10 protein-coding genes and 1 tRNA gene are annotated in these 14,621 nt (G+C 63.5%); 3 read left to right on the forward strand and 8 right to left on the reverse strand.

Features of this window, described 5'->3' with window-relative positions:
• Positions 1 to 25: 25 nt before the first annotated feature.
• The 7 genes from S4A8_RS12725 to S4A8_RS12755 all read right to left on the reverse strand — a co-directional run bounded on the left by S4A8_RS12725 (position 26) and on the right by S4A8_RS12755 (position 6,745).
• Positions 26 to 1,483: an NAD-dependent succinate-semialdehyde dehydrogenase gene (locus tag S4A8_RS12725; protein WP_353220432.1), complete on the reverse strand. Its 1,458-nt coding sequence runs from the start codon at positions 1,481 to 1,483 to the stop codon at positions 26 to 28.
• Positions 1,484 to 1,701: 218 nt separating this feature from the next.
• Positions 1,702 to 1,777, reverse strand: a tRNA-Glu gene (locus tag S4A8_RS12730).
• A gap of 109 nt (positions 1,778 to 1,886) precedes the next feature.
• Positions 1,887 to 2,099, reverse strand: a complete 213-nt coding sequence (locus S4A8_RS12735) for a hypothetical protein (RefSeq protein ID WP_353176600.1) — start codon at positions 2,097 to 2,099, stop codon at positions 1,887 to 1,889.
• Entirely contained in the window at positions 2,096 to 2,698 is a 603-nt protein-coding gene (locus S4A8_RS12740; protein WP_353176602.1) for a rhomboid family intramembrane serine protease, read from the reverse strand. Before S4A8_RS12740 ends, S4A8_RS12735 begins: the two co-directional genes overlap by 4 nt.
• A gap of 272 nt (positions 2,699 to 2,970) precedes the next feature.
• Complete coding sequence (locus tag S4A8_RS12745; RefSeq protein WP_353220433.1) at positions 2,971 to 4,680, reverse strand: PilZ domain-containing protein; 1,710 nt, start codon at positions 4,678 to 4,680, stop codon at positions 2,971 to 2,973.
• A gap of 220 nt (positions 4,681 to 4,900) precedes the next feature.
• Positions 4,901 to 6,229 (reverse strand): MFS transporter, encoded by a 1,329-nt coding sequence (locus S4A8_RS12750; protein WP_353220434.1) that lies wholly within the window; start codon positions 6,227 to 6,229, stop codon positions 4,901 to 4,903.
• Positions 6,230 to 6,325: 96 nt separating this feature from the next.
• Positions 6,326 to 6,745, reverse strand: a complete 420-nt coding sequence (locus S4A8_RS12755; RefSeq protein ID WP_353220435.1) for a DUF427 domain-containing protein — start codon at positions 6,743 to 6,745, stop codon at positions 6,326 to 6,328.
• 171 nt (positions 6,746 to 6,916) lie between these two features.
• Between S4A8_RS12755 and S4A8_RS12760 the strand changes: the two genes are divergently transcribed.
• The 3 genes from S4A8_RS12760 to S4A8_RS12770 all read left to right on the forward strand — a co-directional run bounded on the left by S4A8_RS12760 (position 6,917) and on the right by S4A8_RS12770 (position 12,572).
• On the forward strand, positions 6,917 to 8,548 hold the full coding sequence (locus tag S4A8_RS12760; protein WP_353220436.1) for a dihydroxyacetone kinase subunit DhaK: 1,632 nt from the start codon (positions 6,917 to 6,919) through the stop codon (positions 8,546 to 8,548).
• Between the two features lie 399 nt (positions 8,549 to 8,947).
• Positions 8,948 to 10,393, forward strand: a complete 1,446-nt coding sequence (gene aldA, locus S4A8_RS12765; protein WP_353220437.1) for an aldehyde dehydrogenase — start codon at positions 8,948 to 8,950, stop codon at positions 10,391 to 10,393.
• A 22-nt stretch (positions 10,394 to 10,415) separates the two neighbouring features.
• Positions 10,416 to 12,572 carry a PQQ-dependent dehydrogenase, methanol/ethanol family gene (locus S4A8_RS12770; protein WP_502950737.1) on the forward strand — a complete coding sequence of 719 codons (2,157 nt, stop codon included), beginning with the start codon at positions 10,416 to 10,418 and terminating at the stop codon, positions 12,570 to 12,572.
• Positions 12,573 to 12,656: 84 nt separating this feature from the next.
• Here S4A8_RS12770 and S4A8_RS12775 read toward each other — a convergent pair whose 3' ends face one another.
• On the reverse strand, positions 12,657 to 14,582 hold the full coding sequence (locus S4A8_RS12775) for a sigma-54-dependent Fis family transcriptional regulator (RefSeq protein ID WP_353220438.1): 1,926 nt from the start codon (positions 14,580 to 14,582) through the stop codon (positions 12,657 to 12,659).
• Between the last annotated feature and the right edge of the window lie 39 nt (positions 14,583 to 14,621).

Here is a 14,621-nt window from a genome sequence, read left to right on the forward strand (position 1 = left end):
GGCCGGCGCGCGCAACGACGGCGTGTCAGGCCGGCACGCCGCCCAGGCAGTAATACTTGGTCTCCAGATATTCCTGCATGCCGGCATGCGCGCCTTCGCGGCCCAGCCCGGATTGCTTCATGCCGCCGAAGGGCACGTGTGCGCCGGTAATATCCATGGTGTTCACGCCGACCATGCCGTAGTCGAGCCCGCGCATGAACTTGCGGATACGCGCATCCTGATGGGTATGCACATAGGCGGCCAGGCCGTACTCGGTATCGTTGGCGCGTGCGATCACTTCGTCGTCGTTATCGAAGGCGCAGACCGCAGCCAGTGGGGCGAAGGCCTCGTCGGAAAAGATACGCATGTCGGCGGTGATGTCGGCCAGCAACGTGGGCATGAAAAAACGTGCACCGGGCGCTTCGGACTGGGCGCGTCCGATGACACGGGCGCCACGCTGTTCGGCGTCGTCGGCCAGGGCCTGGGCTTTTTCCACCGCGCGCTCGTGGATGAGCGGGCCGATATCGGTATCGTCTTCGAAGCCGTTGCCCACGACCAGCGCGTTCATGCGCTCGCCAAAGCGCTCGACGAAGGCCTCGTAGAGGTCGCGGTGCACGAATATGCGGTTGGCCGCTACGCAATCCTGGCCACTGGTCTGAAACCTGGCGGCGATGGCCGAATCCACGGCCGTATCCAGGTCGGCGTCTTCGCAGACAATGAACGGCGCATTGCCGCCCAGTTCCATCGACATGCGCTTGACCGTGTCGGCGCCGTCGCGCAGTAGCTGGCGGCCGATCGGGGTCGAGCCGGTGAACGACAGGGCCCGCACCCGGGTGTCGTCGCACAGAACCTTGGATACGCGCTTGGCATCGCCGGTAACGACGTTGAATTCGCCGTCGTCGAGTCCGGCCTGCTCAGCCAGCGCGGCAAGCGCAAGTGCCGAAAACGGCGTTTCGCTGGCCGGCTTGACCACCACCGTGCAGCCGGCTGCCAGCGCGGCCGCGGCCTTGCGGGTGATCATCGCCAGCGGGAAGTTCCAGGGCGTGATCACGCCCACGACGCCGACCGGTTCTTCGACCGTGCCCAGCGCCATCTGCGGGTCTTCGGCCGGGATGTTCTGGCCGTCACTACGCCGGCCTTCCTCGGCAAACCAGCGAATGAAACTGGCCGCGTAATCGACTTCGCCGCGCGCTTCTTTCAACGGTTTGCCCTGTTCGCGTGTCATCAGCCGGGCCAGCGCTTCGCGGTTGTCCTGCATACCTTCGTACCAGGCCAGAAGCCGGTCGGCCCGGGTGCTCACCGCGGTGTCGCGCCAGCGCCCGAAGGCGGCATGGGCGGCATCGATCGCGCCCTGCAGGCGCGCGCTTTCCAGATCCGGAATATGGCCGATGATCTCGCCCGTGGCCGGGTCGTCGACAGCGCGGGTGGCCTGCTCGGCGGCATCGATCCAGCGTCCGCCCACATAGGCCTGTTCGCGAAAAATAGCGTCGTAGGTTGCGGTCATGACGTTGCCTTGGTGTTCGTGCGATATACACGAACTGGGGATGCAAGGCGCGAGTGTCAAACCCGATCGGGCGACAGATACGCAGACAACGCCCGCCAGCGACATCACGTGCCGGGTATAGCGGTCTGGGTTGATAGGCCTGGGCAACGCGACGTTGGCGTATTGGGATGGCGACGCTGGGCAATGGTCGTCGCGGCACGGCCGGGGGCGATCGAAGATGGCGCTCCCTACGAGACTCGAACTCGTGTTTTCGCCGTGAGAGGGCGACGTCCTAGACCGCTAGACGAAGGGAGCTGCGATCGCGGCGCACAGTATAGCCACAACCGCGCATGGCTCAAGCGATTTTTGCGGGATTTCTGTATAACCCCGACAGGTTGTGCAGAGATTTCTCAAGTGATTGCCTTCAGCTGAAGGCCGAGAATCCGTCGTTATAGACACGCCAGAGCACAAGCAGCGCATAGATTGCGACCAGCGCGATACACACGATGGTGATCGTACGCGGGCCGCGGGGTTCGGGGACCGGATCGCCGCGCATACGCCGCAGCCGCGCGATCAGCAGGCTGACGACGACCCAACCCAGAAACGCACACAACAGCAGCCCGAGCAGCAGTTTCATGAAAACGGTTGCATGATGTTCTGCATGAACACGCCGGCCAGCCGCGGCTCCATGCACAGCGAGAACAGCAGCCCGTAGCCCGCGCCCCACAGATGCGCGCTGTGGTTGATGTGATCGTGGCCGAGCCGTCCGGCATACAGCCCGTAGGCGGTGAACAGCACGGCATAGACGATCGCCGGCATCGGAAAGAACAACACCCAGATCGTCGACCAGGGGTCGATCAGAATGAAGGCGAACAACACCGCCGAAACTGCCCCGGAGGCGCCCAGGCTGCGGTAGCGGCTGTCGTTGCGATGCTGCAGGTAGCTGGGAATGATGGCGACTACCACACCGACCAGATAGAACAGCGCGAAGCCGACGCTACCGATATAGCGTTCGAAAAAGCCTTCGATCGCACGTCCGAAAAAGAACAGCGTGATCATGTTGAACAGCAGATGCTGACCGTCGGCATGGATGAAGCCGTGGGTGAGCAGGCGCTGGTATTCGCCGCGATTGACCGCCGGCGGCCAGAAGATCAGCCGCTCCATCATGTCGCGATTCTGGAAGGCGGTGAAAGAAACCGCACAGGTCACCGCGATCAGCAAAATAGTAACGATCATCGAAATCCTTTGACGAACCAGGTCAAGCCGAGCCCGACATGATAGCCCGTGCTTTCATTCAGGCGCGTGACCGCGCCGTCCAGGTTGCTTAGGGAATGTCCGTATGACCGATCGCGGTCGAGGCCGAACCATGGACGGGCCGCCGGCTTTGCGCGCGCCTGGTTGGCGTGACGGCTTAGCTCACTGTGCAACCAGCACGCTATGCCAACCGGTGTTTGCAAGCCACGCGCTAAGCACGCCGGCGCGATCACGACAGGTTGTGCAGAGATTCTCTAGAAGGGCGACAGCCCGAAGCGCTGGGGTAGCGCCGGTTCGTCGATCTTGCCGATCTGCGAAAAATCCGCGCGCCCGAGAATCTGGTTGAGCCGGCGTGGGTTTTGCAGGCTGCGTACCACGCGTATGCGCGAGGGCTGGCCGTCTTCGCCCAACTGCAGCACCCAGGCCAGAAAACCGCTCGAACAATGCACCAGGCTGCCGATCGGATAGATGCCCTGACGCTTCATATAGCGTTTCAGCCACTCGCGTTCGTCGTCGTTGCAGCTGTGATAGAGCGAGCGAAAGACCTGCAGCGGCGCGGCGGCTTCATGGTTGCCGATACCGCCCCGGCTCTTGACCTCGATGAGATCGACAATACGCGCGGCCCGGGCCAGCGACGCCAGCGCAACCGGCAGCCCGCTGATATCGACATCGGTCGAATTCAGACATTCGATGATCGCGCGCCGGGCGCCGCTGGCGGCCCAGGAGCCAGCCGAGCCGAGTGCTTCGATGAGTTCGTGATGGCTGTTGGTGGGCGCGCTCGGATCGGTGATCAACGTATCGGCCGATGCGGTCTGTGGCCCGGCCTGACGAATATTGCCCAGATCGTGCACGAGCGCGGCCACCACGATATCGCGCAGGTTGCGGGCCAGCGTCTCCTCGCCCTGAACGAGATCCGCCAGCCGGCCCGCCACGACGATACAGTGGTGCAACAATGCCGGTTGTTCGCTCAGACAGCACAGCGCATAGAGAAAGGTCGGGCGATCCTGTTCGAGCAGTTGGCAGAGCGTATCGGCACACTCATAGAGTGCGTCGATCGGCAACGCACGGCCGTGGCGCAATGCGATCGCCGTGACGCCCAGCTTGTGGGCGATATCGCGTAGCGGACCGACCATCGCGGTGGTACGGGCGTAGGGCGTTTTTTCCTGTTGATCCAGACGGATGGCCACGGGCGACTCGGTGCCGCCAATGAACAGCCGCGATGGCTGGATCATGTGGTTGCGACCCTGGCCGGCCCGGAACGCGATCTCGCGTTCCATTTCGCGTAGCCAGACCGGCACCTCGCTCAAGCGATTGCCGTCGCGCTGAACGAAGGAAAAACCGACATAGGCATGCGCATTGCGCTCGGCCATCTGCACGTGGCGCACCACGGCCGCCAGCGACGAGCGCGTGCCGTTGGGGAATTCGATGAACAACGCCGCGATCTGCTGGCCGCATTCGAGCAGCATGCCCGTGCGCAGTGCGATCTCGATACCGCAGCCGCCCAGCGACAGGTCCATCAGCCGCGCATCGATCGGGTTGCGGTCTTCATACACCTGCAGCTGCACCAGTGCGCGCATGCCGCGAACCAGTCGAATGCGGGTGGATTCGCGCTTGTTCGAGACATACACCCGTTCGGGTTTGGCAATGATCAGTTCCGGCGGATCGGCCTCGATACTGAATTGCTGGACCTCGATGCCCGTAAACAGCAGCGCTTCCACGCCCAGACTGGCGTGCAGGCGTACGCCGGCCGCGAACCGATCCCGGGCCAGGCCGAGCACATCGATCGTCAGCCGAATACGTTCGCAGCCGGCTTCGACACGGAAGTCGTCGATATCGAAACGCTCGCCGGTGGCCACGCATTCCAGGCGCAGGTCACTGTAGTGACGCTGCTGCAGGGTTTCGAAGGCGTTGGCAACACGGTCGCCATCGTTGATTTCAATGCGGGGAGCGTCCGTCACTTCCATGCGGGGCCTGATTGAGGTGGGTCGATACGTTGCGCCGTATGCGCCTTATCGGCAACCCACGCCGATGGTTGAGCGCCAGAACACATTTATTATTATCAATACGCTAACGCATCGATCGCATCGATGCAGCGTATGCCAACCGCCGCCGCATCGTTTTTCAAACGCATTTCGCCAATGAACGCGAAGCCCATCGGTCTGCCGGCTCCGGCCGAGGCCGCACTCACCGCCCCCGTGTAGCGGCATGGGCACGCCCGGCGGCACCGAACACGGTACGCCCGATACGCATACCGGCCGCGCGTGCGCTTTTGCCCCGGGGTTTGAAATCGGTATTGCGCGGGTCCAGCGCATACAGATGATGCCCGCCCTGGGGGGAGGTGGTGTAGTAATCCACGCGCTCCTCGGCAGGCACATCGGCACGGTGCTGCAACCGATAGAGCAGATAAACGCCGAGCACGATCAGAAAGCCGGTATTACTGTAAAACAGCCCGTTCGGGCCGAATTCGTCCATGGCCGTCGCGGCCACCACCGGGCCGATACAGCTGCCGATGCCATAGGCCAGCAGCAGCGTGGTACTGGCGGCGGTAATACGGTGACTGGGCATCTGGTCGTTGGTGATTGCCACCGATACCGGATACAGCGCTGCCGACAGGCCCATATACAGCCCGACCACCGCGATCAGCACCACGGCATGGGTATCGCCGAGAAACGGAATCACGGCACTCGTAAGCGCGGCGACCGCGAGCACCGCCATGAGTACACGCCGCCGGTTGAAGCGATCACACAGCCGCCCGATCGGCCACGCCAGCAGCATCGCGCCCACGATTGCGCTGGCCATGAACAACGACAGCCGGTCGGTATCCAGGCCGATACGGTCGGCGTAGACCGGTGCCATGGCATAGAAGGCGTTGACCAGCAGCCCGGCCACCAGCGCGCCGCTCACCCCCACCGGCGAAATGCGATAGAGCGAGATCAGCGACAGGCGTTCGGCGTCTTCGACCGCCGGCGCATGCATGCGGGTAAGCGACAACGGGATCACCGCCACGGTTACCAGCATGGCCGCGAGCGTGAACGGAAACACGTTTTCCGGCGAACTGACATTGATCAGCAGCTGGCCCGAGGCGGTCGAGAGGAAGAACACGATCTGGTAAATCGCGAACAGTCGCGCCCGGTTGTCGTTGGTCGCCCGGCTCGAAAACCAGCTTTCCATCACGATCATCAGCCCGGCCATGGCGAAGCCGGCAAAGGCACGCAGCGCCGCCCAGAGTGGTGCGTTCACGGCCAACGGATAGATCTGGATGGTCACCGCCAGCGCGGCCGCGAACACTGCAAAGGCGCGGATATGGCCGACCCGTTCGACCACCCGTTCGGCGAACACGGTACCCAGCGTGAACCCCACCGAATAACACACCAGAATCCAGCCGATCAGGCTGGTGGAAAAGTCTTCCATGCTCAGGCGCAGGCCCAGCAGGGTCATCAGGAATGCGTTACCGCTGACCAGCAGCGCGATGCTGGCGATCAGAGCGATCAGAGAAGTGGCCAAACGCGTCATCGAAACACCGAAACAACGAACGAAAAAGATTTAAGGCTCAACGCCTCGGGCAAGCGCCGAGGACTATGGGTCGCCACGGGCGAGCACGCTGGCCCGTCAGGCGGGTTCGATCACCAGCTGCGGATGATCGAAGGCGATACGCCCGGCGATGGCCGCCATTTCCCGGCGCGGCTGCGGATAGACCCAGCCGGCATCCGCGTAGCACGCGCCATCGACCACCACATGGTAGTAGCAGGTATCGCCCTTGTACGGACAATAGGTCTGTTTGTGCGACCGCTGCAAAAATCCGGCTTCGATCGCCTGCCAGGGTAGATAGAAGCGATCGGCATAGCCGCGCTCGCGCAGCCGCAGGGCCGTATCGGTGCGGCCGATCACGCGTGTACCCACACGAACGCACAGTGGCTGTTCGTATGGATCCAGTTCGATGCGGTCGTCGAAATAGGCGGCCATGGTGGCTCCCATTGCCTGGCGCGGGTGGTTGATCTGGCGTAAAGGCGCACCCCGTCGGGAGCGCATGATCTGGTGCCTTGGCAGCACAAATCAAGCAAGACAGATGAAATTTCGATGACGGGGCAAAGATGGGCACAATACAACCGCGTGGTGCGGCCCGATAACCGGCCTGGCGGCGACCGCGGCGCGTGCTGTGTCGGTGCGCCGATGGTCTTTGAATCTGGCAAGGAATGAGCAATGGATTTCTTTTATAACGCCCCCGAACGCGTAGTCGACGAAGTGATCGACGGCCTGGCGCGTATCGCGCCGATCAAACGCAGCGCGCCGGCCCACGGGGTCCGTGTCGTGGTCGATCGCGACTGGGACAAATCGCGGGTCGCGGTTCTGTCGGGCGGCGGTGCAGGGCACGAACCTGCCCATGCGGGCTTTGTCGGCGCCGGCATGCTCGCCGGCGCGATCGCCGGTGATGTATTCACCTCGCCCAGTGTCGAAGCTGTACTGGCCGCCATTCGCGCCACCTGCGGCGAGGCCGGCTGTCTGCTGGTCATCAAGAACTACACCGGCGATCGGCTCAATTTCGGGCTGGCCGCGGAACGCGCCGCGCGCGAAGGCTATCGCGTACGCAGTGTGATCGTCGCCGACGATATCGCGCTGCCCGATGCCCAGCAGAAACGTGGCCTGGCCGGCACCGTGCTCGTGCACAAGATCGCCGGTCATTACGCCGCGGCCGGTGCCGATCTGGATACCGTTGCCGATATCGCCCAGCGCGTCTGCGATGGGCTTTGTTCGATCGGACTGTCGCTATCCAGCTGCACGCTGCCGGGCCATGCCATCGACCGGCGTACCGCCGAGCTGGGTCTGGGTATTCATAACGAGCCGGGCGTGCGCGAAGTCGACCCCGACGATGCCGGCGACGCCATGCAACTCGTGCTCGACCCCTTGCTCGCCGCGCTTGCCGAACGCAGCGACGATACGTCGCCGCTGATTGTCATGCTCAACAATCTGGGCAGCTGTGCCACGCAGGAAATGGGCGTATTGCTCAATGAGCTGCTGGCCCGACTGCCGGCCGAGCGCGTCGCCCATGTGGTTGCCCCCGCGCCCGTGATGACCTCGCTGGACATGCATGGCTTTTCGGTCACGCTGCTGGCCGCGGAAGACGATTTCGTCGAAGCACTGAAATCGCCGGTGGCGGCCACTGCCTGGCCGGGGCTGTATCAACCGCGCGAAATCGAAACCTTCGACGTCGAGTTGAGCGTGCGCGCGGACGAACCCGTGGGCGAACGCGATTCGGCACGCGAACAGCGTATTGAACAGATCGTGCAACACCTGATCGAATCGAGGGACGAACTCGACGCGCTCGATGCCAAGGCCGGCGACGGCGATACCGGCACCACGTTCGCCGCCGGTGCCCGGGCGATCGGCGAGGCCCTGAGCGCAGGGGCGCTTTCCAGTGGCGACGAGGCCCGTCTGGCCTACGAACTCGGCGAAATACTCGCCCGCGATATGGGCGGCTCCAGCGGCGTGCTGCTGTCGATTCTGTGTACCGCCACGGGCGCGGCGCTGGCCGAGGGCAGCGACTGGCCCGCCGCCCTCGCGCGCGGTATCGAACGCATGCAGCATTACGGCGGTGCCACCCAGGGCGATCGCACCTTGCTCGATGCGCTGATTCCCGCCGTCGAGGCGCTGGCCGAAGGTCACGATCTGACGGCTGCCGCCCAGGCCGCCCGCGACGGCGCCGATGCCACCCGCGCCATGACCCACGCCGGCGCGGGGCGCTCGGCCTATGTGCCCGAAAACGCCCTGCGCGATCTCACCGACCCCGGCGCGGAGGCGATCGCCCGCGTCTGGGAGCGACTGGCCGAAGGCTAGCTCGGCCGGTGCTTCATCTGTTGCATGAGGCGCAACAGATGAAGCGGGCCGGTTGTCGCGATGCAACAGTTGTCGCGTGCTGATATGCCTGCGGTGGAGCTCGCCTGCTGATACACGGTTCCTGTAAAACTCTTATTAAAACAGAAAGCTAAGACGATTTTCGTCGCGGCTGCCGGGCGCGCCATTCGTGCGTGAATACGCTGGCACGCCGCTTGCTCCTGCCCTCGTCAATAAAACGCGGTCTGCATGACAGCCGCATAAAAATGGCGTTCGAGGAGATCCCTAAAACGGCGTGCCTGCGCGATGTCGATTCGGCTGCGATAGCCATCGGTGCATCGTGTGTCGGCGTGGCGTCGATGCCCGGCCTCGAGCGTCTTCTTACGACAAGGAGCGCTATCCATGAGCAAGCCGGCAGAACCCGAACAGAATTTCATCGACGGTCATTTCGTGGCCGCGCGCGGCGAATCGATCGCGGTGGAGAATCCGGCCACCCAGGCCACCATCGGCCATATCCCCGACAGCGATTCAGACGTGGTGAATACGGTCGTGGCCGCCGCGCGTCGTGCCCAGCCTGCCTGGGAAAAGCGCCCGGCGATCGAGCGCGCCGGTTATCTGCGCCAGATCAGCGCAAAGCTGCGTGAGCGGGTGGCCGAGTTCGCCGACATCATCGTGCGCGAACAGGGCAAGGTGCGCGCGCTGGCCGAGGTGGAAGTCAACTTCACCGCCGACTATATCGACTACATGGCCGAGTGGGCGCGTCGTATCGAGGGCGAGGTCATTGAAAGCGATCGTGCCGGTGAAAGCATCTTTTTGCTGCGCAAGCCCGTGGGCGTGGTGGCCGGCATCCTGCCCTGGAATTTTCCGTTCTTTCTGATCGCACGCAAGATGGCGCCGGCGCTGGTCACGGGCAATACCGTGGTCATCAAGCCCAGCGAAGAAACGCCGCTCAACGCATATGCGTTCGCACGGCTGGTCGCCGAAACCGACTTGCCGGCCGGCGTATTCAATCTCGTGGGTGGCCGTGGCGAGATTACCGGTAACGCACTGTGTGCCCACCCGGACGTGCGCCTGATTACGTTCACCGGCAGCGTGGCGACCGGCTCGCGCATCATGGCCACGGCAGCGAAGAATCTCACCCGGGTGAATCTGGAACTCGGCGGCAAGGCGCCGGCGATCGTGCTCGCCGATGCCGATCTTGACCTGGCGGCGAAAGCGATCTGCGATTCGCGCACCATCAATACCGGCCAGGTCTGCAACTGCGCCGAGCGAATCTATGTCGAGAAAAGCGTGGCCGAGCCGCTGGCCGAGAAGATCGCGGCCCATCTGAACGCCACCCGCTACGGCGACCCGTCAGCCGAGGCCGAGCTCGACATGGGGCCGCTCATCAACAAGGCCGGCCTAGACAAGGTCGCTGCCATGGTCGAGCAGGCCAAGGCCGATGGCGCCACCGTGGTGACTGGCGGCAGCACGGCCGATCTCGGCCAGGGTTATCACTACCTGCCCACGCTGCTGACCGATTGCCGGGCCGACATGGCAATCATGCGCGACGAGATCTTCGGCCCCGTTCTGCCCATGCAGACCGTCGATTCGCTGGATGAAGCCATCGCGCTCGCCAACGATTCCGACTACGGCCTGACCTCGTCGATCTACACGACGAACATCAACGCCGCGATGCAGGCGGTACGCGGGCTGCAGTACGGCGAAACCTATATCAACCGCGAGAATTTCGAGGCCATGCAGGGCTTTCATGCCGGCCGGCGCAAGTCCGGCATCGGCGGTGCCGACGGCAAGCACGGCCTCTACGAGTTCATGGAGACGCATGTCGTCTACATGCAGCACGGCTAACGTACCGAGGAGAAACAATAATATGAAAACGCAAAGATCTTACCCATTGCCTGACTGGCGACGTCATACCGGGCTCGCCCTGGCGTTGTTCGCGTTCTGTCAGCCCGTGGCGTTTGCCGAAACCGGCAGCGACGCACGCGGGCCGGCCGATGTGGACGGCGAGCGCATCATTAATGCCGACAAGGAACCCGGCAACTGGATGAGCACCGGCCGGACCTATGACGAACAGCGCTACAGCCCGCTGGACGAAATCAACGACGAGAACGTCGATGAGCTGGGTCTGACCTGGCAATACAAGCTGGATGTCGATCGCGGCGTCGAAGCGACCCCGATCGTGGTCGACGGGGTGATGTACACCACCGGCGCCTACAGCATCGTCTATGCCTTCGATGCGGGCTCCGGTGAACTGTTATGGAAACACGACCCGAAGGTCGATCGGACCAAGGCGGCAAGCTTTTGCTGCGGTGTGGTCAATCGCGGCGTGGCGGTATGGAAAGGCAAGGTCTTTCTCGGCACGCTGGACGGGCGCATGGTGGCCATTGATGCCGCCAGCGGCAAGGAAGTCTGGTCGGTGGATACCATTATCGACCACGATCGCAGCTACGGCATCACCGGCGCGCCGCGTATCGTCAAGGACAAGGTTATCATCGGCAACAGCGGCGCCGAATTTGGCGTACGCGGCTATATCACCGCCTACGATACGGAAACGGGCGACAAGGCCTGGCGCTTTTTCACGGTGCCCGGCGACCCGGCCGAACCGCAGGAAAACGAAGCCCTCGAAATGGCCGCCAAGACCTGGCACGGCGACGCCTGGATCGAGCAGGGCGGTGGCGGCACGGCCTGGGATTCCATGGCCTACGACCCCGACCTGAACCTGCTGTACGTCGGCGTGGGAAACGGCTCGATGTGGAACTACAAGGCACGCTCCGATGCCAAGGGCGACAATCTGTTCCTGTCGTCGATTCTGGCCATCAATCCCGACAACGGCGAGTATGTCTGGCACTACCAGACCACGCCGGGCGATGCCTGGGACTACACCGCGACCCAGCACATGATCCTTGCCGATCTCGAAATCGACGGCAAGAAACGTGAAGTGATCATGCAGGCGCCCAAGAACGGTTTCTTCTACGTGCTCGACCGCAAGACCGGCAAGGTGATCTCGGCCGAGAAATATGCGCCGGTCAACTGGGCCGAGAAGGTGGATCTGGAAACCGGGCGGCCGGTGTTCACCGAGCATGCCAAGTACTGGAAGCAGGACGGCCCGGTGGTGGTCCAGCCCGGCTTCTGGGGCGGCCACGACTGGCAGCCCATGTCCTACAACCCCAACACAGGCCTGGTCTATATTCCCAAGCACTACTTCGAGGTGACCTACGAAGACGTGCGCGATCCCGAATGGACGCCGCAGAAGGGGTTCTACCAGCTCGGCACCAAGGCCGCGGCCATGTCCGACGATGCCGAGGAAATGCAGTCCTGGGCCGATCGCTGGACCGGCGGCCTGCTGGCCTGGGACCCGGTCAAGCAGGAAAAGGTCTGGGAAGTACCGCACAAGACCATCTTCAACGGCGGCACGCTTTCGACTGCAGGCAACCTCGTGTTCGAAGGCACGGCCGACGGGCGTGTGGTTGCCTATCGCGCCACCGACGGCAAAAAGCTGTGGGAATCACCCGCCAACAGCGGCGTGATGGCCGCGCCGGTCACCTACAAGGCCGGCGGCGAACAGTACGTCACCTTCATGGTGGGCTGGGGCGGCGCGTTCTCCACCTTCGCGGGCGGTCAGTCCAAGAATGCCGGCGTGCGCCCCTACGCTGAGGTACTGACCTTCAAGATCGGCGGCGACGAAAAACTGGCGGAGCCGAACTTTCCGCCGCTGGCCAAGCCTGAGCCGCCGAAGCAGACGGCAAGCGCGGCAGACATTGCCGAAGGCAAGGATCTGATGAACGGCCACTGCAGCCAGTGTCACGGCATGAATGCCGCCAGCGGCGGCGTGACGCCCGATCTGCGGCGTCTGTCGGCCGATACCCACGATCATTTCAAGGCGATCGTGATGGGTGCACGTTTGAGCAAGGGCATGCCGTCCTATGCCGAGGTGCTCGAGCCGGACGAAATCGACAAGATCCATGCCTATCTCATCAAGCGGGCCAATGATCTGCTCGACGAGGAATACGGCGACGACCAGTAAAGGCGCGTTGCTGTCGTAGCAACACAGGCCGCGTCATCCGACGCGGCCTTTTTCATGCGTACAGCATGGCTGGAACCGCTGCTTCTAGTGCCGGTATTTGGGATCGACGATTTGCAGGCGGGCCATGCGCCGATAGATGGTCGAACGGGCGACGGACAGGTCACGCGCCACCCGGGCGATATTCCAGTTGTGCTCGCGCAGATGGGCGAGTAGATGTTCACGCGGTGTGCCGGGCTGTTCGTCGGCGGGCAGCGTGGCTCGTTCGTCGGGCACAACGGCCGTATCGGCCGTCGATAGCGCGGCCGGCAGGTCTGCCATATCGATGCCGTCGTCGTCGGCCAGCGCAAGCGCGAAGCGCAATACATTACGCAGCTCGCGTATGTTGCCTGGCCAGTCATGGGCAAGCAGACGCTCGCGTACGCCCGGCTTGAGGCGGGCGCGGCAACCCAGCGCCTCGGCTTCGTGTGCAAGCAGGCGGTCGATAAGCCAGTCGAGATCGCTGCGTTGGCGCAGTGCAGGCAGCGATAAGGTGCCGCCGGCCAGGCGGTAGTAGAGATCCTCGCGAAAGGTCCCTGCCGCGACCAGCGTGGTGAGATCACGATGGGTCGCGGTGATCACGCGCACGTCCAGCGCGACGGGCGTATCGCTGCCCAGCGGCAATACCTCGCGTTCCGCCAGCACGCGGAGCAGGCGTGTCTGTAGCGCCACCGGCATGTCGCCTATCTCGTCCAGGAACAGGGTGCCGCCATGTGCCTGTTGCAGTAGGCCCTTCATGCCGTGTTGGCGTGCGCCGGTAAATGTGCCGGGCGCATAGCCGAACAGCTCGCTTTCGATCAGCGACTCGGGCAGGGCAGCGCAGTTGATCGCCACGAAGGCCGCGCTCGAGCGGCTGCTGGCGTCGTGTAATGCGCGTGCGAGCACTTCCTTGCCGCTGCCGGTTTCGCCCTGAATGAGCAGATCGATCGGCTTGTCGGCCAGGCGTGCTGCCTGGGCAATCAGGCGCTGCATGGGGGCGTCGTCACCCGCCATGGCCTGCAGCCTGCCCAGGCGCGCGGGCGCGGGCAGTGGGCGTGTGATGCTTTTGCTTGCGCGGCGTGGTTGGGATATCGCCGCATGGAATGTGTCGTCGGACCAGCTGCGCAGGCGTACGCCGTCGTGATTCTGTTTGAGTGCATGAACGCGCGCGTTGCCGTCGCGAAAGAAAGCGCCGATGCCATGCCCTACCGGGCTTTGGCCGTTGGGTGGCTGGAGCGTCTGGCGCGCGCCGGTATTCGCGCCCACGATCATGCCGTCATCATCGAGGGCCAGGATCAGGTCGGCATGGTTGTCGACGAATGCGGCACTCCGGCCCAGGCGCAACAGCCAGTGATCGCGAAAATGATGGTTGAAATAACTGTCCTCGATGAGACGCGCATATAGCGATGTCAGATGCCAGGCTAGTTGCTGGCCCTCACGCGCGCCCGGGACCGATAACGCCGAGATATCGAGCACCGCGGCCACGCGACCGTAGGGGTCGTGTAGCGGTGCGGCAGTACAGCTCAGATCGAGATTGCCTGCATAGAAATGATCGGCCCGATGGCAGGTCAGTGTTCTTCGTTCGGCAATACAGGTGCCGATGCCATTGGTGCCGACCACGGTTTCACCCCAGATCGTGCCGGCACGCAGACCGGCTGCCTGCAGGGCCGGGTCGGCGCGCTCGCCGCCACGGCATTCCAGGGCAATGCCGTCGCTATCCGCAAGCATGGTGATATAACCCTGGCCTGCGATATGGCCATAGAGCTGGTCCATGCCGGTACGGGCGATATCGAGGTATTCGCCGACTCGCTGGCGGCGCTCGCGCAGATCGGCGGCGCTTACGTTCCGAATGCCGGGGTTGTGCTCGGGCTGAAGGCCGTACTCGCGTGCACAGCGCAGCCACGATTCACGGATGAGCCGCTCGCTGTTTTCGCGGGCGGCGACCTGGCCGGAGTCGATGACCCGGCGGACGGTTTCACTGTGCGGCTGTGTCATTTCGGCATCCCGACGGCCGGCTTATGATCCATCACGCCA

The sequence above is a fragment of the Salinisphaera sp. S4-8 genome (assembly GCF_040361235.1).
Taxonomy (GTDB): domain Bacteria; phylum Pseudomonadota; class Gammaproteobacteria; order Nevskiales; family Salinisphaeraceae; genus Salinisphaera.